At 69.0% G+C, this 19,252-nt stretch carries 23 protein-coding genes; 7 read left to right on the top strand and 16 right to left on the bottom strand.

From position 1 onward, the window contains the following. Positions 1-8: 8 nt before the first annotated feature. Entirely contained in the window at positions 9-536 is a 528-nt protein-coding gene (locus tag ASD78_RS08990; RefSeq protein WP_056100411.1) for a hypothetical protein, read from the bottom strand. Positions 537-707: 171 nt separating this feature from the next. Then, positions 708-1,763, bottom strand: a complete 1,056-nt coding sequence (locus ASD78_RS08995; RefSeq protein ID WP_056100413.1) for an NAD(P)-dependent alcohol dehydrogenase — start codon at positions 1,761-1,763, stop codon at positions 708-710. Between the two features lie 144 nt (positions 1,764-1,907). Here ASD78_RS08995 and ASD78_RS09000 point away from each other — a divergent pair, with 144 nt between their 5' ends. Both ASD78_RS09000 and ASD78_RS09005 read left to right on the top strand, forming a co-directional pair. Further along, positions 1,908-2,390 carry a YajQ family cyclic di-GMP-binding protein gene (locus tag ASD78_RS09000; RefSeq protein WP_055904483.1) on the top strand — a complete coding sequence of 161 codons (483 nt, stop codon included), beginning with the start codon at positions 1,908-1,910 and terminating at the stop codon, positions 2,388-2,390. Between the two features lie 10 nt (positions 2,391-2,400). After that, complete coding sequence (locus ASD78_RS09005) at positions 2,401-2,943, top strand: DUF1415 domain-containing protein (protein ID WP_056100416.1); 543 nt, start codon at positions 2,401-2,403, stop codon at positions 2,941-2,943. 116 nt (positions 2,944-3,059) lie between these two features. Here ASD78_RS09005 and ASD78_RS09010 read toward each other — a convergent pair whose 3' ends face one another. The 3 genes from ASD78_RS09010 to ASD78_RS09020 all read right to left on the bottom strand — a co-directional run bounded on the left by ASD78_RS09010 (position 3,060) and on the right by ASD78_RS09020 (position 5,665). Continuing rightward, entirely contained in the window at positions 3,060-3,776 is a 717-nt protein-coding gene (locus tag ASD78_RS09010) for an HAD family phosphatase (RefSeq protein ID WP_056100419.1), read from the bottom strand. An 81-nt stretch (positions 3,777-3,857) separates the two neighbouring features. After that, positions 3,858-4,559 carry a pseudouridine synthase gene (locus ASD78_RS09015; RefSeq protein ID WP_056100422.1) on the bottom strand — a complete coding sequence of 234 codons (702 nt, stop codon included), beginning with the start codon at positions 4,557-4,559 and terminating at the stop codon, positions 3,858-3,860. Further along, on the bottom strand, positions 4,556-5,665 hold the full coding sequence (locus ASD78_RS09020) for a class I SAM-dependent methyltransferase (RefSeq protein ID WP_056100426.1): 1,110 nt from the start codon (positions 5,663-5,665) through the stop codon (positions 4,556-4,558). The genes ASD78_RS09015 and ASD78_RS09020 overlap by 4 nt, the downstream gene beginning before the upstream one ends. A 149-nt stretch (positions 5,666-5,814) precedes the next feature. Between ASD78_RS09020 and ASD78_RS09025 the strand changes: the two genes are divergently transcribed. Then, the gene (locus ASD78_RS09025) at positions 5,815-6,072 is read left to right on the top strand and encodes a hypothetical protein (RefSeq protein WP_055904498.1); all 258 of its coding nucleotides are present in this window, start codon (positions 5,815-5,817) and stop codon (positions 6,070-6,072) included. Positions 6,073-6,126: 54 nt separating this feature from the next. On the opposite strand, the gene ASD78_RS09030 is transcribed toward ASD78_RS09025, so the two are convergent. Then, positions 6,127-8,622, bottom strand: coding sequence for an FtsX-like permease family protein (locus ASD78_RS09030; RefSeq protein ID WP_056100430.1), 2,496 nt, complete (start codon positions 8,620-8,622; stop codon positions 6,127-6,129). Continuing rightward, on the bottom strand, positions 8,619-9,290 hold the full coding sequence (locus ASD78_RS09035; RefSeq protein ID WP_055904504.1) for an ABC transporter ATP-binding protein: 672 nt from the start codon (positions 9,288-9,290) through the stop codon (positions 8,619-8,621). Before ASD78_RS09035 ends, ASD78_RS09030 begins: the two co-directional genes overlap by 4 nt. Positions 9,291-9,454: 164 nt before the next feature. On the opposite strand from ASD78_RS09035, the gene ASD78_RS09040 reads away from it, so the two are divergent. Then, positions 9,455-10,174 carry an arylesterase gene (locus tag ASD78_RS09040; RefSeq protein ID WP_082575513.1) on the top strand — a complete coding sequence of 240 codons (720 nt, stop codon included), beginning with the start codon at positions 9,455-9,457 and terminating at the stop codon, positions 10,172-10,174. Positions 10,175-10,376: 202 nt separating this feature from the next. Further along, the gene (locus tag ASD78_RS09045; RefSeq protein WP_200944146.1) at positions 10,377-11,111 is read left to right on the top strand and encodes a YafY family protein; all 735 of its coding nucleotides are present in this window, start codon (positions 10,377-10,379) and stop codon (positions 11,109-11,111) included. On the opposite strand, the gene ASD78_RS09050 is transcribed toward ASD78_RS09045, so the two are convergent. From ASD78_RS09050 to ASD78_RS09080, 7 genes are all read right to left on the bottom strand, one after another. Continuing rightward, a complete protein-coding gene (locus ASD78_RS09050) occupies positions 11,108-11,863 on the bottom strand; it encodes a Crp/Fnr family transcriptional regulator (protein WP_055904905.1) in 756 nt (251 codons plus the stop codon). The two genes, ASD78_RS09045 and ASD78_RS09050, sit on opposite strands and share 4 nt — an antisense overlap. 451 nt (positions 11,864-12,314) lie before the next feature. Continuing rightward, positions 12,315-12,674 carry a RebB family R body protein gene (locus tag ASD78_RS09055; RefSeq protein WP_055904510.1) on the bottom strand — a complete coding sequence of 120 codons (360 nt, stop codon included), beginning with the start codon at positions 12,672-12,674 and terminating at the stop codon, positions 12,315-12,317. An 85-nt stretch (positions 12,675-12,759) separates the two neighbouring features. Continuing rightward, positions 12,760-13,080, bottom strand: coding sequence for a RebB family R body protein (locus tag ASD78_RS09060; protein ID WP_055904514.1), 321 nt, complete (start codon positions 13,078-13,080; stop codon positions 12,760-12,762). 73 nt (positions 13,081-13,153) lie between these two features. Next, positions 13,154-13,732 (bottom strand): hypothetical protein, encoded by a 579-nt coding sequence (locus ASD78_RS09065; protein ID WP_156087676.1) that lies wholly within the window; start codon positions 13,730-13,732, stop codon positions 13,154-13,156. 33 nt (positions 13,733-13,765) lie between these two features. After that, a complete protein-coding gene (locus ASD78_RS09070) occupies positions 13,766-13,984 on the bottom strand; it encodes a hypothetical protein (protein ID WP_055904520.1) in 219 nt (72 codons plus the stop codon). An 82-nt stretch (positions 13,985-14,066) separates the two neighbouring features. Next, a complete protein-coding gene (locus ASD78_RS09075; RefSeq protein WP_056100435.1) occupies positions 14,067-16,310 on the bottom strand; it encodes a hypothetical protein in 2,244 nt (747 codons plus the stop codon). Positions 16,311-16,396: 86 nt separating this feature from the next. Continuing rightward, a complete protein-coding gene (locus ASD78_RS09080) occupies positions 16,397-16,858 on the bottom strand; it encodes a hypothetical protein (protein ID WP_055904527.1) in 462 nt (153 codons plus the stop codon). Between ASD78_RS09080 and ASD78_RS09085 the strand changes: the two genes are divergently transcribed. Beyond that, positions 16,851-17,417 carry a hypothetical protein gene (locus ASD78_RS09085; protein WP_056100438.1) on the top strand — a complete coding sequence of 189 codons (567 nt, stop codon included), beginning with the start codon at positions 16,851-16,853 and terminating at the stop codon, positions 17,415-17,417. The two genes, ASD78_RS09080 and ASD78_RS09085, sit on opposite strands and share 8 nt — an antisense overlap. A gap of 25 nt (positions 17,418-17,442) precedes the next feature. Here ASD78_RS09085 and ASD78_RS09090 read toward each other — a convergent pair whose 3' ends face one another. Further along, complete coding sequence (locus tag ASD78_RS09090; RefSeq protein WP_235565844.1) at positions 17,443-17,664, bottom strand: RebB family R body protein; 222 nt, start codon at positions 17,662-17,664, stop codon at positions 17,443-17,445. Positions 17,665-17,899: 235 nt separating this feature from the next. Continuing rightward, positions 17,900-18,454, bottom strand: a complete 555-nt coding sequence (locus ASD78_RS09095) for a sigma-70 family RNA polymerase sigma factor (RefSeq protein ID WP_055904535.1) — start codon at positions 18,452-18,454, stop codon at positions 17,900-17,902. A 192-nt stretch (positions 18,455-18,646) separates the two neighbouring features. Here ASD78_RS09095 and ASD78_RS09100 point away from each other — a divergent pair, with 192 nt between their 5' ends. Then, the gene (locus tag ASD78_RS09100; RefSeq protein WP_055904538.1) at positions 18,647-19,243 is read left to right on the top strand and encodes a glutathione S-transferase family protein; all 597 of its coding nucleotides are present in this window, start codon (positions 18,647-18,649) and stop codon (positions 19,241-19,243) included. Positions 19,244-19,252 lie beyond the last annotated feature (9 nt).

Raw genomic sequence — 19,252 nt, forward strand, 5'->3', positions numbered from 1 at the left:
TGGGCCGCTCAGGCCCGGCGCCGACAACGGCGGCGCAAGCCCAGCGCATAACTCAAGTAATAGCCCAGCATCATGCCGCCGACCGCGAGCAGCCCACCCTGGCGCGACAGCCACGCGCCGCGCGCCGCCTGTTCGCCCCACAGACGCAGCGCCTGCAAAAGCCCGAAGCCCAGGCGCGCGGCGACTATCACGGTCAGCGCCAGCACCAGCCAGCGATTGGGCGTGTAGTACAGCGCATCCGGCCCGGGCTCGAAATGCGTCAGGGCCAAGCCGACCAGGCCCAGCGACAACCCCAGGGCCACGCCGATCGCGGCGTAGACCGGTGCGTCGGCGATCCAGTGCCCGGCGATCCAGGCGCTGAAGAAGAACAGCAGCATCGATACGAAGCTCGCGAACAGATTGAGCCCGACTACCCAGCCGATCGCGCGCCGCCGCGACTTGCCATAGCGGTAGCGCTGGATCAGCGCCACCGGCAGCAGCAGGGCCCACAGCAGGACCATGACCAGAACGAGCAGCGGGATCAGCAACAGTTGCATGCGGCCAGCTTAGACGATGGTGCGCGGCGGAGGGCCGCGCCGGTCCGACGCGGCGAGTCGCTCCACTGTGGGAGCGACGTAAGCCGCGATCGGTTTCGCCGGCCGGCGGGGCTCGATCGCGGCTTACGCCGCTCCCACAGGAAGCCTCGCCGCGACGGCCGGTGCGTCCGATCAGGCCGCCTTTTCGAGGCTGGCGATATCGATCACGAAGCGATAGCGCACGTCGCCCTTGATCATGCGCTCGTAAGCCTCGTTGATCTGGGCGATGTCGATCAGCTCGATGTCCGAGGCCACGCCGTGCTCGGCGCAGAAATCCAGCATCTCCTGGGTCTCGGCGATCCCGCCGATCATCGATCCGGCGAGCCGGCGGCGCTTGGAGATCAGCACGCCCGCGGCGACCGGTGCCGGCGCTTCCGGGATGCCCAGCAGGACCATGGTGCCGTCGACCTTGAGCAGGGACAGGTAGGCGTTGTAGTCGTGCTCGCCGGACACCGAGTCGATGATGAAGTCGAACGAGCGTGCCAGTCGCTTGAACACCGACGGGTCGCGGGTCGCGGCGAAGTCCTGCGCGCCCAGGGCCAGGGCGGCCTCGCGCTTGGATTCGGAGGTGCTCAGCACGGTGACCTGCGCGCCCATCGCCGCGGCCAGCTTGACCGCCATGTGGCCCAGGCCGCCCAGCCCGACCACGCCGACGCGGTCGCCGGCCTTGACCCCGTAATGCTTGAGCGGGGAATAGGTGGTGATGCCGGCGCACAGCAGCGGCGCGGCGCGGTCCAGCGGGATCGACTCGGGGATGCGCAGCACGTAGGCCTGGTCGACCGTGATCCGGGTCGAGTAGCCGCCGTAGGTCGGCACGCCGCTGGCGCGTTCGCGCGAGTTGTAGGTGCCGGTCATGCCCTGGTCGCAGTACTGCTCCAGGCCGTCGCGGCATTGCGGGCACTCGCGGCAGGAATCGACGAAGCAGCCCACCCCGACCGCATCGCCGGGCTTGAACCCGACGACGTCGGCGCCGACCCGGGCGACCCGGCCGACGATCTCGTGGCCCGGCACCATCGGGAAGATCGACCCGCCCCATTCATCGCGCGCCTGGTGGATGTCGGAATGGCAGACTCCGCAATAGAGGATATCGATCAGCACCTCCTCCGGACCGGGTTCGCGGCGCTCGATCGAATGCGGGGCCAGCGGCGACTGGGCGCTGGCGGCGGCGTAGGCGGCAGTCTTGAGCATGCGCGGATCCGGGCTGAGGGAAGACCGGCAGTCTAGCCGCGCCAGACCGCCCCGGCGTCAATGCGCACGCAACGTTGCGTGCCGCGGCCGCGCGCCTGCGTTACCCTTTGCGTTCCCACCCGCTGCATCGATCCGGATACCGCCATGCCCTCCTTCGACGTCGTCTCCGAAGTCGACACCCACGAACTCACCAATGCCGTCGACCAGGCCAACCGCGAGCTGTCCACGCGCTTCGATTTCAAGGGCGTGGAGGCCAAGTTCGAGCTCGACGACAAGTTCATCAACCAGTCCGCGCCCAGCGAGTTCCAGCTCAAGCAGATGCAGGACATCCTGCGCGCGCGCCTGATCGCGCGCGGCATCGATGGGCGCTGCCTGGAGTTCGGCGACATCGAGACCAATCTGGCCGGCGCGCGCCAGAAGATCACCGTGCAGCAGGGCATCGAGCAGAAGCTGGCCAAGAAGATCGTCGCCGCGATCAAGGACGCCAAGCTCAAGGTCGAGGCCCAGATCAACGGCGACAAGCTGCGCATCAACGGCAAGAAGCGCGACGACCTGCAGACCGCGATCGCCCTGCTCAAGGCCGGCGATTTCGAGCGGCCCCTGCAGTTCGACAACTTCCGCGACTGAGCATCCAACCATGAGCAGCGAAGCCGAACCGATCATCGCCACCCGCCGCTGGCTGGAGCGCGCGGTGATCGGGCTCAACCTGTGCCCGTTCGCCAAGGCCGTGGTGGCCAAGGACCAGGTCCGCTACGTGCTCAGCGCCGCGACCACGCCCGATGCACTGCTGGAGGAACTGGCCTACGAGCTGGTCCGCCTGCAGCAGACCGAGCCCGAGCAGGTCGACACCACCTTGCTGATCCATCCGCAGGTGCTGACCGACTTCCTCGACTACAACGATTTCCTCGACACCGCCGACGCCGCGGTCGAGGCACTGGAACTGGACGGCGAAATCCAGGTCGCCAGCTTCCATCCCGACTACCAATTTGCCGACGCCGCCTACGACGATGTCGGCAACTGCAGCAACCGTTCGCCCTACCCGATGCTGCACCTGCTGCGCGAGGCCAGCGTCGAGCGCGCGGTTGCGGCGTTCCCGGACCCGGATGTGATCGTGGAACGCAATCTGGAAACGTTGGAGAAGCTGGGTATCGAGGGCTGGCGCAAGCTGCTGGCGCCTTGAAGCCGAGAGGCACTGCCCGAGGCTGCGCGCCTCGCCGGCACTCACAGGAACGCTTTGAATTCCCCTCTTGAGACGCAGGGGAGATTCGTCTTTATAGGGATTCCCGCGACGCGGCCCTACTGCGCCGCCAGCGCCTCAGCGCGCAACCACGGGGCCAACAGGGCATGGGCCTCGTCCATGTTCGCGACGATGCGATGCCCGAGCGCGCGCACTTCGTCGCTGGGCGCGACCAGGTCCGGGATATGGATCGGCGTCATGCCCGCGGCCAGCGCCGAGCGCACGCCGGCCGGCGAATCCTCCAGCACCACGCAACGCTCGGCGCTCACGCCCAGGCGCTGCGCAGCGAGACGGTAGATGTCCGGCGCCGGCTTGGGGTGCGAGACTTCGTCGCCGCCGACCACCAGTGCGAAATGGGCGAGCAGGCCCGCACGCTCCAGCTTGTACAGCGCGCGCGGCCGGCGCGTGGAGGTGACGACCGCGGTCGCCATCCCATGCGCGGCCAGGCGCTGCAAAAGGGCGACCAGCCCTGCTTTCAAGGGCAGTCCGGCATCGACCCGTACGTCGTACAGCGCCTGCATCGTGTGCAGCAAGGCCTGCACCTGTTCTTCATCCAGGCGCGTGCGCAGCAGGTCGTGGCAGGCGCTGTCGTGCAGGCCGACCATCGATAGCCACAGGCCGTCTTCCAAGGGCAGCGCCAGATCGTGCGCGGCTTGCCGCCAGCACTCCAGCAGGGCCGCTTCGCTCTCGATCATGGTGCCGTCCATGTCGAACAGCACGGCGGCGGGTTCGAATTCGAGCACGGCGGCGGCGTGGTCGGAAGCTTCGATCGACATCTGTACGGAACTCGCTGAGGTTACGAGGACAATAACGGCAATCGCGCGCGGCGCGACCGGCGGCGAACACGGCGAGCGCGTTCAGCCGGCAAACAGACGCTCCAGGTCGGCGGCATCGAGCGCGCGCCATTGGCCGGACGGCAGATCGTCCAGGCCCAGCCCGCCGATGCGGCTGCGGTGCAGCGCTTCGACGTGATTGCCAACCGCGGCGAACATCCGCCGCACCTGGTGATAGCGGCCTTCGGTCAGGATCAGACGCGCCTGGCGCGGCGCCAGGGTTTGCATCGCGGCCGGCGCCAGCGGCGTCTTTTCCGACTCCAGCATCAGCGTGCCGCTGGCGAAGGTCGCCGCTTCGTCGCCGCGCAAATCGGAGGCCAGGCTCGCCTCGTACACCTTGGCCAGGTTGGCCTTGGGCGAAACGATCCGATGCAGCAGGCCGCCGTCGTCGGTCAGCAGCAACAGGCCGCTGGTGTCCCGATCGAGCCGGCCGACCGTGGACAGCAAGGGCGAGCGCAAGCGGAAACGCGGCGGCAGCAGGTCGTAGACGATGCGGCCGGGATCCTTGGTGGAACAGGTATAGCCGGTCGGCTTGTGCAGCATCAGCACCAGACCCGCCGGCGGATCCAGCGGCTTGCCGTCGATATGGATGCGCTCTTGGCCGACCTGATCGTCGGCGTACAGCACGTCGCCCTCGGGATCGGTGATGCGGCCTTCGCGGAACATCGTCGCCACGTCCTTGCGGCTGCCGTAACCGAGGTTGGCGATCAGCTTGATCAGTTTCATGCGCGCCCCGACCGGGTTCGCGCCGCTGCGGCGGGCCTGGCCGGCGCGGCATGCCTGATCGCTTCGACGATCTTGAACCCGCCCTGCTGGGCGACCGTGCGCACGCTGCCGAAGCCGGCGTCGAGCGCGCCTTCGTAAGGCAGGTGGCGGTTGGCGACCAGCCACAGGCGGCCGCCGGGGTTCAGCGCCTGCGCGGCGACTTCGATGAAGCGGCGGCCGATGTCCGGGCGCTCGGCGCGGCCCTGGCCGTGGAACGGAGGATTGCTGACGATCACGTCGTAGCGCTGACCGAGCCCGGCGGTCACGTCGTGCCAGTGGTAGTCGATCGCGACCTGCGCGGCCGCGGCCGGCAGACGCTCGGCCGCGAGATTCGCGCGCGCCAGATCCAAGGCGCGCGCTTCGGCTTCGTACAGGTCCAGCGCGACAATACCGGGGCAACGCGCGAGCAGCTCCGCCGCCAGATAGCCGTAGCCCGCGCCGAGATCGGCCGCGCGCCCGCTCAGATCCGCCGGCAGGTGCGCGGCCAACAGGGCCGACGCCGGATCGATGCGGTCCCAGGCGAATACGCCGGGCCGGCTCAGGAAACGGCCGCCGAGGATCGGGCGCACCGCATCCAGGTTCCGCCACTGCGCGGCCAGCTCGGCATCGGCCGGACCGTCCAGCGGCGCGGTCCAGAACACGCGGCATTTGTTCTTGGACAGCTGCCCGACCGGGCCTGCGAGCTTGGCCAGATCGGCCTCGCCCGAGCGCGCGCCCTCGTCGTTGCTCAGGCAGGCGACCACACGCCCGCCCGGCGCGGTGCGCGCGATCGCGCGCGCCAACAGCGCCCGCGCCTCGTCGCGCTGGCGCGGCGGCAGCACCAGTACCAGCGGATAGCGATGCGCGCCGTCGTCCCCGTCCAGGCTCAGGCCGGAGCGCTGCAGCGCCTCGACCTCGGGCTTGAAGCTCTGCTCGCAGACCAGGCCTGGGCGCGGCTGCGCGTGCAGCGGCCAGCCGTCGCGCGCGCGCAGAAACAGGGCGCCGCCCTGCGCCGGCCAGCTCAGCCGGCCATCGGCGAACGGCAGGAACAGGGTTTCGAGCGCGTTATCGGGTGCGTCAGCGCGCACGGCAGGGTCGAATACGGATCATCGGGGTCATTTTACCCGTCGCCGCGCATCGGCGCCCGTATCGGCGCGTCCACGGCCCGGCAACGCCGGTTTCATGCCGTCGCAACGCCGCCGGCGCCATGCTGGCCGAAAACAGAGGAAGCACACGCATGCGAGCCCTTTTCATCGGCGGCACGGTCGACAACAGCGAACTCGATCTGGACGGCGCGCAGCCGCCGCGCCATTACCCCGAAAACACCGGCAGCGGTCATCCGCGCTACCGCCTGCACCATACCGGCCTGCGCGACGGCGCGGTCGCCTACGCGGTCTACGCCCCGCCGGAGCTGGCCGACGAGGAAATCGAACGCGTGGCGGAGGAACGCGGCTACGCGCGCAGGTTCCAGGCCGAGGCGCAGTTGAGCGGCTGAACGCCGCTCACGCCTGCGCGCCGTTGGTGCGTCGCAGGCGTCAGAGAGCCGCCGTCAGTTCTGCAGTTCGCGCAGGGTCACCGAAGGCGGTGCGTCGAGCACGCGCCGGGTCGCGTACAGGCCTGCGAGCAGGGCCGCGATCAGGCCCAAGGCCGCGCCGACCACGGCCATGGTCCAATCCACGCGCCAGGGCAGGTCGAACACCTGGGTCGCGATCACGCCGGCCAGCACCGACGCCGCGGTCGCCGCGACCAGGCCCGACAACAGGCCGATCGCCGCGAACTCCGAAGCCTGGGCCAAGCGCAGCTGACGCCGGCTGCCGCCGAGCACGCGCATCACGCCGCCTTCGAGCAGGCGCTCGTCCTGGCTCGCGCTGACCGCGGCCATCAGCACCAGCACGCCGGCCACCAGCGAGAAATAGAACACCACCTCGACCACAGTCGAGACCTGGTCGGCGGTGCCTCGCACCTGCTTGAGCACGGCGTCGACGTCGATCACCGACAGATTCGGGAAGCGCGAGACCAGATCGGCGGTGAAGCGCGTGCGTTGCGGCGGCACGCTGACCGCGGTGATGTAGCTGGCCGGGTAGCCGTCCATCGAACCCGGCGATGCGATCACGAAGAAGTTGGGACGGAAGCTCTCCCAATCGACGCTGCGCAGGCTGGTGATGGTGGCCTCGAACGGCTGACCGGCGATGTCGAAGGCGACGCGGTCGCCGAGTTTCCAGCCCAGTTGCTCGGCGAAGCCCTCCTCGACCGACACTTCCGGCCGCGCCGGTTTGGCGCTGCCCCAGAACTTACCAGCGGTGACGCGGTTGTCGTCGCGCAGACTCGCGGCCACCGACAGGTTGAACTCGCGCTCGGCCAGACGCTGCGCGCGTTCGCCCTGCCCGGCGTAGTCGGCGCCGGTCACCGGCTTGCCGTTGCGCGCGACCAGGCGGCCGCGGATCATCGGGTACAGGGTCGGCGCGGCGATGCCCTGCTCGCTCATGAAGCCGCGCACCGGCGCGAGCTGGTCGTCCTGCACGTTGATGATGAAACGATTGGGCGCATCGGCGGCGAGTGCGAGCTGCCAGCGGTCCAGCAGATCGGTGCGCACGAAGGTCAGCAACAACAAGGCCATCAGGCCCAGACCCAGCGCCGAAACCTGGGCGATGCTGGTGCCGGCGCGGCGGCTGACGTTGGCCAGACCGTAGCGCAGGCTGCCGCGCAGGCGCGAACGCAGGCGCCGCACCGCCACGATCAGCAGCCAGGCCAGCGTCGCCAACACCGCCAGGGTGCTGGCGATGCCGAGCAGCATCGCGGTGCCCAGGGTCGCCGAACCGGCCTTCCACCACAGCAGCGCGCCCAGGCCGGCGAAACCGGCCAGCGCGACCAGCCAGGCGCTGGGCTCGGTGGGATCGAGATCGCGACGCAACACACGCAGCGCCGGCACCCGCCGTAGTGCCAGCACCGGCGGCGCGCCGAACGCGAGCAGCACCACCAGGCCGACGCCGTAGCCCTGCAGCGCCGGCATCAAACCGGCCGGCGGAATCGATAGTTTCAGGGCCTGCGACAGCCAACTGCCGACCAGCCATTGCAAGCCGAATGCGAGCGCCACGCCGACCGTGCAGGCGACCAGGCCCAGCATCAGCAATTCGCCGACGTGCACGCCGACCAGGGTGCGCTGACTGGCGCCGAGGCAACGCATCACCGCAGTGCCGGACAGGTGACGCTCGCTGTGGCGGCGCGCGGCCATCGCCACCGCGACCGCCGCCAGCACCACCGACACCAGCGCGGCCAGGCCGAGGAAGCGGCCGGCGCGGTCCAGCGCGGAACGGATTTCCGGACGCGCGTCGCTGATCGTTTCCAAGCGCTGGCCGCGTCCCAGCGCGGGACGCGCGGCGGCGACGAAGCGTTCGACCGCGGCGGCGTCGCCGGCGATCACCAGGCGATAACGAATACGGCTGCCTTCCTGCACCAGGCCGGTGGCGCGCACGTCGCCGAGGTTGAGGAAGACCTTGGGCGCGATGTTGAAATAGTCGAGTGCGGCGTCGGGCTCCTGCACCACCAGCGCGGCCAGGGTGAAACGCGCGTCGCCGATCGCGATGCTGTCGCCGAGCGTCGCGCCCAGGGTGTCGGCGCCGGCGCGGCTCATCCAGACCGTGCCGCGCGCCGGCACGCCGCCGGCATCGCGTTCGCCGCCGCGATCGGCGATGCGGAACGCGCCGCGCAGCGGAAAGCCCTCGCCCAGCGCGCGCAATTCGCCCAGCTGCAGGCGCTCGCCGACCCGGATCATGGTTTGCAGTTCCATGGTTTCGGTGCGGCGCAGCCCGCCGGCTTGCGCGGCCCGGTGCACGGCACCGGCGATCGGCGCATCGGCGCGGACCACGGCGTCGCCGCCGAGCAGGCGGTTGGCTTCGATCGCCAGCGCGCGTTCCGCACGATCGGTGACGAAGCCGACCGAGGTCACCGCCAGCACGGCCAGCACCAGCGCGGCGAACAGGATGCGCACGTCGCCTGCCCTGAAGTCGCGGCGCAGCTGGCGCCAGGCCAGCGACCAGGTCCTCACGGCACCAGCCTGCCGCTGTCCAGTCGCAGCATGCGGCCGCAGCGCTGCGCCAGGTGTTCGTCGTGGGTGACCAGGACCAGGGTGGTGCCTGCGTCGGCATTGAGTTCGAACAGCAGCTCGATGATGGCCTGACCAGTGTGGGTGTCGAGATTGCCGGTGGGCTCATCGGCGAACAGCAAGGAGGGCCGGGTCACGAACGCGCGCGCCAGCGCCACGCGCTGCTGCTCGCCGCCGGACAGCTGACGCGGGTAATGGCCCAGGCGCTGGCCCAGGCCGACCTTGTCCAGGATCGCCTTGGCCGGTCCCTCGACTTCGCGGTCGCCGCGCAGTTCCAGCGGCAGCATCACGTTCTCCAGCGCGGTCAGCGAGGGCAGCAGCTGGAAGCTCTGGAACACGAAGCCGACCTTCTCGCCGCGCACGCGCGCGCGGCCGTCCTCGTCCAGCGCCGACAGCGGCTCGCCGTCGAGGGCGACGCTGCCGCTGCTGGGGCTGTCCAGACCGGCCATCAGCGACAGCAGGGTGCTCTTGCCCGAGCCGGAGGCGCCGACGATGGCGACGGTATCGCCGCGCGCGATCTCGAAACCGACCCCATCGAGGATGGTCAGCTCCTGGCCCGGCAGGGCCACGCGCTTGCCCAGGTCCTGGACCCGCAACGCGGGCGCATTCACGGCGGGGGCTGCGCCGGGGCCGCGCCTGTTGGCGCCGCGTCGGCTCGCGTCACGCTTAACGGGATCACGCTGAACGGAATCGGCGCGAACCGCGTGCACTTGAATGGAATCGGCCATGATCGTCCTTATGCTTGCTCCAGCGACATCATCCGGAGACCTTATTAATGACGCTTAATAAAGAGGGATATGCGGCATCGCGGCGCCGGCTTCAATGGGCCATCGGTACCGGGTCCCTGGCTCTGGTCCTGGCCTGCGTGCTGATCGCGGCGCCGCTGCAGGCTCAGTCAGCGCATGCCCGGCCGGCCGCGGCGGCCCCCGCCCCGACCGGCAAAGCGGCGCGCACGGTGCTGGTGATGGGCGATTCGCTCTCGGCCGGCTACGGCCTGGCGGCCTCGCAGGGCTGGGTGTCGCTGACTGCGCAGCGCGTGGCCCAGACCCGTCCGGGCTGGCGCGTGGTCAACGCCAGCATCAGCGGCGAAACCACCGCCGGCGGCGCCGCGCGCATCGCCGGCGAGCTGGCCCGGCACAAGCCCGCGGTGGTGGTGATCGAACTGGGCGCCAACGACGGCCTGCGCGGCCTGCCGCTGAGCCAGAGCCGGGCCAATCTGGAGCGCATGATCGCCGCCGCCCAGGCCGCCAAGGCGCGGGTGCTGCTGATCGGCATGCGCATGCCGCCGAACCTGGGCCGCGAGTACACCCAGGGTTTCGAGCGCAACTACGCCGAACTCGCGCGTAGCCACGGCGCCGCGCTGCTGCCGTTCCTGCTGGAACCGATCGCGCTCGACCGCCAGGCCTTCCAGGACGACAACCTGCATCCGATCGCGAGCGCGCAGCCCAAGCTGCGCGACCACGTGTGGACCAAGCTGGGGCCGTTGCTGCGCTGATGAGGGGCCAGTACGGGCAGCATGAGCGGGGCAGCACGAGCGACGCGGCCCTGGGTTCTGTGGGAGCGACGTAAGTCGCGATTGCGCAACTCCGGCCAACGGCGATCGCGACTTACGTCGCTCCCACAGAAAGCCGACGCGACGGCTCTTCCGGCAAGAGCCGCGGTGTCCATTTCCGCAGGAATCGAGCGCGCTTGCTATCGTGCGCAGCTCCACCCGCCGCAGCGACCGCATGAGCCGCACCGAACGCCTGTTCGACCTGATCGAAGCCCTGCGCCGGCACCGCCAGCCGATCGCGGCCGCGACCCTGGCGCAGGAACTGGGCGTGTCGCTGCGCACGATCTACCGCGACGTCCAGACCCTGGTAAGCCTGGGCGCGCCGATCGACGGCGAAGCCGGCGTCGGTTACCTGCTGCGGCCGGGATTCTTCCTGCCGCCGATGAACTTCGCCCAGGACGAGATCGAAGCGCTGGTATTGGGCGCCCGCTGGGTCCAGCGCCAGGACGACCGCGCGCTGTCGCTGGCGGCGAGCAATGCCCTGGCGAAGATCGCCGCCGCCGCGCCGCGCGACCTGCGCGATGCGATCGGCGAAATCGGACTGTGGGTATCGCCAAGCAACGCCTACCCCGCCGCGCCGAGCACCATGCAGCGCATCCGCGACGCCATGCGCGACGAGCGCAAGCTGCGCATCCGCTACGGCAGCGGCGAAGGCCAGGAGAGCGAGCGCACGATCTGGCCGCTGGCCCTGGCCTTCTTCGACCACGCCCGCGTGGTCGGCGCCTGGTGCGAACTGCGCGGCGACTTCCGCCATTTCCGTCTCGACCGCATCGCCGCGCTCGAAGTGCTGCCCGAACCGATGCCGCAGCGTCGCAGCGCGCTGCTCAAGGCCATGGTCGCGCAACTGTACGAACCCCACCAGACCGGCGACGCACGCTAGTTGGGCTTGGCGCGCGGCCGCGGCTCGGCGCGCACGAAGTCGCGTCCCAGGTAAGCCTTGCAGCGGAACTGATCGATGTCGTTGATGCGCAGGATGTTGCGGCGCCGGCTCACCAGTCCGCTGCGGTGCCAGGTCTGCAACTGTGCGTTCAACTTCGGCCGGCTTGCGTTCACCATCGCCGCGAGGATGCTCTGGGTCGGCGGCAGCGCGACTTCGAAACCGTCGACCGCGGCGCGGCCGCCGTCGTGCATCATCGACAGCAGATAGCGCGCCAGCCGCGATTCCAGGCGGTGCAGGCACATGGTCTCCAGGCTGTCGACGGCCTTGCGCAGGCGCACGCACAGGGTCGCGTGCGCTCGCTCGAGCAGGACGGGTTCGGAGGTCAGGGCCGGAAAATGCCGGCGCGCCAGCAGCAGCACCCGCGCCGGACCGTAGGCCATGGCGGTGAAGTTGCGGTCCTGGGCGTCCAGCAAGGCGGTCTCGTCGACGGTCTCGCCGGCCTCGATGGTATCGACGATGAGTTCCTGGCCGTCCGGGCCGTAGAGGATCTTGTAGATCCGTCCGCGCGCGACCAGGGCGAGGAAATCGCTGGGATCGTTCTTGAGGAACAGGGCCTGGCCGTCGCGCAGAGTGCGCTCGGTGGCGTTGCGGGCGACGTGATCGAGCAAGGTGGCGGGCAAGCCCTGGAACAGCGGCGATTGCTCGAGTATCAACTGCCGGGCACGTGCATTCGCGGAGCGGTCCAGCGTCATGCACATGCGCGCGACCACCCTCGCGAGGTGCGACGCGCATCGGCGCGTTCACCGCCGACGGCGGTTCGACTGCCCTGCAACGCGAAAGCGACCGCCGCAAGAGGGCTGCCGCTGTCGATAGATATGCGAACTGAAAACATGCAACCGACGCGGCACCGGTGCTGCCGGCCGCAGCTGCGTGACGAACGATCCATATTCATCCCCTGCCGTCGCGGACGGAGCCGCACTGGCCTGTGCCGCGATCGGCCGGCGCGCTCTGTGCACGGAGCCGCCTGCACTACGTTCGCGGTCGTTCCCTGGGTCCGGAACGACGCCGCTGCCGCGACGAGTCCGGGCTCGTGCGGGGCGAGCTGCCGGCGCGATCGCCGGCGGACTGCCTCGCGGACGCGGCATCGGGGGCCGCCGCATCCCTAGCGTCCGGCGTCGGGTGTCGCGCCCGACGCCTTCCGCCTTACGGAGAACCGCTGTTCAAACCCTTTACCGGCTTGGTGCCGGTGAAGGCCTTGAGCACGGTCATCAGGCTGCTCAGGTTGTCGGACACGCCGGTCTGAGCGACCTTCTCGGTCGCGCCCGCGGCGGCCGTGGTGTCGAGCGTGTAGATCTGCATCACGCCCTGGTTGGCCGCGGCCAGCGCCAGCGTGTTCTGCTGCTGCTGCGCGGCGACGGCGTTCTCGAACAGGATGCCGGTCGAGTGCGCCAGACTCTGGTAGATCGAGCCCATCGCGAAGGCCGGCGCTTCGCCGATGACCTTGACGTTGGACTGGGTGACGGCATCGGTGATCTGGTCGTTGACGGCGGTTGGAAATGCCATGAGGTAATCCTCGTTATGCGGTCGTCAGGAACATGCGCGCCTGTGAGATCCGGCGGATGGCGCGGAGCCATCGGCCGGGGTTCTCTCACTTGAAGGCGTTGAGCACGGTGAGCAGGCTGGTCAGGTTGTCGGAGACGCCGGTCTGGGCGACCTTCTCGGTCGCGCCCGCGGCAGCCGTGGTGTCGAGGCTGTAGATCTGCATCACACCCTGGTTGGCGGCGGCCTGCGCCAGCGTGTTCTGCTGCTGCTGCGCGGCGATGGCGTTCTGGAACAGGATGCCGGTCGAGTGCGCCAGGCTCTGGTAGATCGAGCCCATCGCGAAGGCCGGCGCTTCGCCGATGACCTTGACGTTGGATTGGGTGACGGCATCGGTGATCTGATCGTTGACGGCGGTCGGGAAAGCCATGGTTTAACTCCTCGGGGTCGTGTACGGCCCATGCCGTACGTTTCAAAGAACGCTGCGGAACCCGCCTTGTGAATCAGGCGGACGACGCGGCGGACGGGGACTTGCGAGCGCTGGCCTCGGCGCGCCCGGCTTCGAGCACAGCCTCGATCTGGCGCGTGAGCGGGCCGTACTGGCGCTCGAAACAGGCCTCGACTTCGGCCTTGATCAGGATCGCGAGGCGGTCGGCGATCTGCGCGATCGCCAACTGCGCGGCCGCGGTTTCGCCCTCGCCCGCGCCTTTCAAGTGCGAGGGCCGCAGGTCGCCGAGCGTGCGCGAAGACTCCAGCAAGCGCAGGATCGCCTGCTCCTCGCGGGTCAGCGGGGCCGCCGGCGCGGCGCCCTTGGCGGGCGCGGCGGCATCGCCGGGCGGTGCCTTGGCGGCGCCGAGCACGGTCTTCATCGCCGCCTCCACGCGCTGCCGGCCCTGATCGACGATGTCTGCGGCGTGGCGCCGGGCCTGGTCGGTGTAGCCGCCCAGCACGGCCTCGTCCGCGCTCAGGGTGGCGAGAAACTCGGCCAGTTCCCTGCGCTCGTTCTCGTCCAGGTCGTGGCCCAGCCACTGGCGCGCGAACTGATGCACCTGCTCGGTCAACTCGTTCCGACTTACGGTCATGGCACTACTCGCGAGCGTTGGGGGGACGGGCGTTCAACGCGAACGCAGAAGCTGGCTGAGCGCGCGCAACACGTCGGGCTGCATCAGGCGCTCGAGCACTTTCACCAGTTCGGGGTCCAGTGCCTTGTCGGCGGCCGCGGTGGTGGCGGGTGTCGATGCGGGCGACGGTGGGTCCGCCGACTTTCCGGGCGCGGCCGGGGTATCGGGACCGTCTATCTCTTCGTGCAGCAGGTGTTCGACGAGATCGTTCATCGCAAGCTCCTGGCGGTGCCGGCGGCGCGTGCCGCGCGGCCGGTATGGAATGCGTCCGCGCCGCAGACGGATACGGCTGCGTTCACGTCTTGTCCGGCTTGGATCGGGTCAACGCGACCACCGAGGCCGGCGACTTGAAGCCGTACATCGTCTGCAGGCCCTGGGCGGTGTCCGGTATCAGCGTGAGCGAGGAATCGACCGTGGTTTCCCAATAGTCGGTGGCGATCGACAGCACCAGCTGCTGCAGCGACACCATGGTTTCGTCCAGCACCCGAGTCTGACCGGCGGGCAGCAACTGATAGGCGAGCAGGATCACCATGCGCAGGAACTCGTCCTGGACATCGGTGTGCTCCACGCCTTGTCCGTCGGCGCCCAACAGATAGGAGCGCCAGTTGTTGAACAGGGTCAGCGACCGGGTCAGGGCGTCGAACCAATAGGACTTGATCGTGGTCTGGCCGGCCAGCTGCAGCACCAGCTTGGCGTAGAGCGCGTAGTAGTCGGAGATGTTGGCCGGGTTGCAGATCGGTGCCAGGCCCGCGTTGAGCTGGCTGTACAGCCAGACCTTGTTCTCCTGGTTGCTCAGCACGTCGGCCAGGCTGGTCTGGGCCCGCACCATGGCGATGAACTTCTCGACCTGCGGCTGCTCCAGCGCGTTCGCGCCGAGGTAGGCCACCGCGTTGCCGGCCTGGTGCAACACGTCGGTGTCGATGTAGCCGTCCAGATGGCGGAAGCCGCGGTTGATGCGGTAACCCTCGACCGAGTCGAACAGGCCGGAGGCGCCGGTGATCGCGTTGCTGCCCATGTTGGTGTCGAACGCGATCGCCGGATAGCGCGCCGCCATATAGTTGCGGTAGTAGTAGGCGTGGCCGAGCCGGATCGCGAACTGCGGGCTGCCGGCGAAGAAGGCGTACCAGCTTTGGCTCTGCGGCGGCGGTACGGTGTCCAGGGTCTCGCTCATCGCCATCTCGCTGCGCTTGCCGTTGTAGGCGACGATCGCGATGCTGGCCGGGCTGTTGATGTCGAAGCGGCGCAGGGTGCAGCCGGCATGGGTCAGCGAATCGCTGCGGAACAGCTCGTCGAACAGGCCGGACACGTCGCTCTTCTTGCGCGGCGCGGCGCCGCGGCTGCCGCGCGGCTCGTCGGCGAGCCGGCCCTGGGCGGTGGCCACGCAGCGCGCGATGTAGGCTGAGTAGGCGCGATAGAAGTCTTCGCCGGGCGGCTCGGCGGCATTGACGTAGTAATAGCCAATCATCGATCGGTTATCGGCGGTCGACGCCGCACCCTCGCCGCAGTGAATGTGGCAGATCACCTGCTGCGAGCGCGCGCCCTTTGCCTGGCCGAAGTACTTGCCCAGCTCCGATTGGTTGTCGAACAGGAACTGGAAGAACTGGCTGAAGTCGGCGACCTTGGTCTCGGTGCCGAGCAGGTCGATGCCGATCACCGTGCTCGGGCCGGACTGGGTCAGCAGCGGCAGGATCGTCCCCTTCAACTCTTTGCTCAGGCTGTCGCCAGGCATGTAACCGGCCGAAGTGTGCACCAGCAGGCGATAGCTGCTCGGATCCTTCGGGTTCAGCTTGTTGAACGCCTGGGCGATCTGGTCGGCGGCCGCGATTTCGTCGGCGCCCATCGCCGCCTGGTTGCAGCGCACCCCGCTCTGGTACAGAAAGGCGTAGGTCGCCAGCATCCACTGCTCATAGCGGCCCGCGTACTTGGGGTCGCGCTTCACCGCCTTCATCAGGCTGGAACGGGTCTTGTAGCAGTCGTCGAAGGGCGTGTACTTGTTGGCGCTGTAGATCTTGTTGTTGAAATAGCGCAGCACCTTGATCAATTCCGGGTTGCCCTGCACGCGGGTGCGCAACTGGCCGCGGATCTCCTCGTACAGCTCCGGACTGGAGGCGAAGGCATTTATCAGATTCGGCGACAGGGACCAGCGCCGCGCCAGCACCACGCAGGCGATATAGATGGATTCGGCCGCGCATTCGCCACGTTCGTACTGGGCCTTGTTGGCCTTTCCGGCCAGCGAATTGAGCGGATTGCCGTTCTCGATCATCATCTGCAGGGCCAGATCGAACAGCGCCACCGTGCCTTCCACGATCGCCTCTTCGCCGGTTCCGCCCCCCATGATCCCGACCAGCGACAGGCGCTGGCCCTTGGGCACGGTCACCTTGATGGGGGTCGCGCCATCTTTCGGCGGCTGGTAGTCGATCTGGTAGTCGGTGGACGCATCCAGGCGTCCCTCGACCGGCAGGATGCCGCCGAAGTGGCTGTGGTAGTCGAACGGGTACCGCTGCATCTTCACGGGCGAGGTCAGTTCGAAAAAGGCCATGAGCAAGGCTCCTCAGGTCTGCGCCGCAAGGCGGCATTCGGGTCCGGAGCGCATCGCGGCGACGCGCTCTCGCGGTGGTCTTCAGGTCAGGACGACGCGCTCTTGTGGTTCTGCAGCACGCTGGCGTACTTGGAGATGCTCTGGTCGATGCGATCGATGGCGAAGCTCGCGGCTTCGGCCTCCATCGCGCCGGCGGCGGCGGCGACCGCGGCGGCGGCGCCCATCAGGATGTCGGTGGCGAGCACGCCGAGCGCGTCCTCGGCGGCCTTCTCCAGCTGGTTCTCGACCAGGTTCTGGGTCATTTCCTTGAGCAGGATGCCCTGGCTGGCCAGCGCGAGCTTGCTGACGCCGTCGAAGTAGGCTGCGGCCGACTGCGCGACCAGGCCGGCGGCCTGGGTGATCATCATGTTGGGCGGGATCGCGATCTGCGACGGCGCGTACTGCGCGGTCTCGGCGTTGCTCAGCTGCACCGCCTGCACGATCTTCTGATTGAGCGCGTCGGTCGGCGGGCTGGCAGCGGCGGACTGGGCCAGCATCTGCGTGTTCATCGTCGCCAGCACGCTCGGCGGCGGCGGCGCGGGCGGGGTGGCCGGCGGCGCCGGCGGGTCCGATGCCGTGCCGGAGCCGGTCGTGCCGGAACCGCCGCTGCCCGATCCGTTGGACCCCGAGCCGGTGGCCGCTGCGCCAGTGGTGGCGGACCCCGTCGTGCCGTTGCCGCTCGTGCCCGATCCCGCCGCACCGCTGCCGGTCGTGCCCGAGTCGGTGGTGCCCGACCCTGTCGTGCCAGATCCTGTCGTGCCGGACCCGCTCGCGGCATCGGCCGCGGCAGTGGTCGCGCTCGGCGTCGCGCCTGCGTCGGCATCCGCGGCAGGCGTGACCGCCGGCGTCGCAGCCGTTTCCGCGGTGGTCGTGTCCGCGGGGGGCGGGGTCGCCGCAGCCGCGAGCGTCGCGGGCGTCGCCGGATCTGCTGGCATCGCCGCGGTCGCCGGAGCGGCGGGGCTCGCGGGCGCCGCTGGAGTTACCGGCGTCGCGGGCGTCGCCGGCGTCGTGGCGGGTGCGGTCGGCGGTTTGTTCCTGTTCCAGAAAGGCATGGCGCTACTCCCCTAATCAACGTCCGTTGTTGCGGGGGCCGTCATGACGACTTCTCGCCTATGGCCATGATCAGACCGACCGCCTTGGACACCACCGCGGTCGAGATCTGGTTGAGCACCTGTTGGCTGTGCACGGCGTTCTGCAGCGACAGGCCGGCGGAGTGGCTGGCGACCTGGTAGAGCGCGGCGATCGCCTGGGCGGGGGCCTCGGCCACGACCTTGACGTTGGTCTGGGTGACGGCATCGGTAATTTGCGAATTCACGGGCGTGGTGTCGGCCATGGACCTGTCCTTGGGAGTCGCGTGTTGGATGGAGTCCCCGACCGGCGCCGCGCCGAGGCGTTCCGCCGCGCGTGCCCGAAACCCGGCACGCGCGGCGTCCTGTGGCCGTACGACGGCGCGGAGGCGGCGTCGGCGTACGGCGTTTGATGCGATAGCTATGGGTTAAACGCACCGCGTCCGATTCTGTGAACGCGGCTCTGTGAACGCGGCCATGCGCTCAATCGCGGTCCACCGCCACCCGGATCCGCTCGCGCAGCAGCTGCACCCGCTTGCGCGCCAGCGGCTGGTTGATCGCCAGACGTTCGGCGATCGCCGGGTACGGCAGGTCGTCGATGAAGCGGTAGACGAACAGGCGCTTCTGGTCGCGGCTGAGCGAAGCGACCGCGGTGATCACCCGGCCGAGCTGCTCCTCCAGTTCCATGCGCTGCAGCGCGGACAAGTCCAGGCCCTGGGCCACGCCCTCGGCCTCGATATCGACGCCGCGGTCGAAGACCTCGCCGTCGCGGCCGTTGCGGCGCACGCTGTCCAGGAACACGTGGCGCAGGACCACGAACAGGAATCCCTCGGGGTCGCTCATCGCGTCCGGCGAGCGGCGCATGAACAACAGGGCCTTGATGGCGGTGTTGGCGAGCAAGTCGTCGGCGCGGTCGCGGTGGCCGTCCGAGAGCCGGCGAGCGCGCCGGTCGAGCTCGGGCTTGGTCGTACGCCAAGCCTTGACGAACATCTCATCTGCAATTCCGAATTCCTGCGATCCATCGCCCGGCTTATTCATCACCAACACCTCCTGTGTTGAGTACACACAGGCGAGTCTGGTGAGACGCTCAGGGAAAGGCTGTTACCTGGGTGACACGGCGAGCGCATTCGCCGCTGCTGACAAAACCTGTCAGCGCCGCTGCCTACAAGGTTCGGACGGCGGCCACGCCCCGGCGGCCCGCCCATCCCTGCCAACGCCCCGAGGCCGACCATGCTGACCTTCTATCACGCGCCGCGATCGCGCTCTTCGAGCATTCTTTATCTGCTGGAGGAGTTGGAAGCGCCTTATTCCGTCCAGATAATCGACATCCACGCCGACGACGGCGCGCCCGAAAGCTATCGCGCGATCCAGCCCAGCAAGAAGGTGCCGGCGATCGTGCACGATGGCGTGGTGGTGATCGAGCGCGCCGCTATTTGCGCGTATCTGGCCGATGCGTTCCCGCACAAGGGCCTGGCGCCGGGCATCGGCGATCCGATGCGCGGGCCTTATCTGAGCGCGTTGGTGTATTGCGATTCGGTGCTGGATCCGTGCCTGTCGGCACATGCGCACGCCTGGGAGTACGCGTCCCGCGCTTTCCCGTTCGGGGTCTACGAAGACATGCTGGCCTATCTGGAGCGACGCCTGAGCGCGCAAGCCTATGCCGCCGGCGAGCGCTTCAGCGCCGCCGACACGCAGTGGGCCTGTGCCCTGCATTGGGGCATGCGGCTACGGGGGCTGATACCCGAACGGCCGGTGTTCGCCGATTATTTGACCCGGATCACGGCGCGACCGGCATTCCAGCGCGCGATGGCGCTGGACCATGCCTGAGCGCGCAGC

Origin of the sequence: Lysobacter sp. Root667, from assembly GCF_001427715.1 — a bacterium.
Lineage (GTDB): Bacteria > Pseudomonadota > Gammaproteobacteria > Xanthomonadales > Xanthomonadaceae > Lysobacter.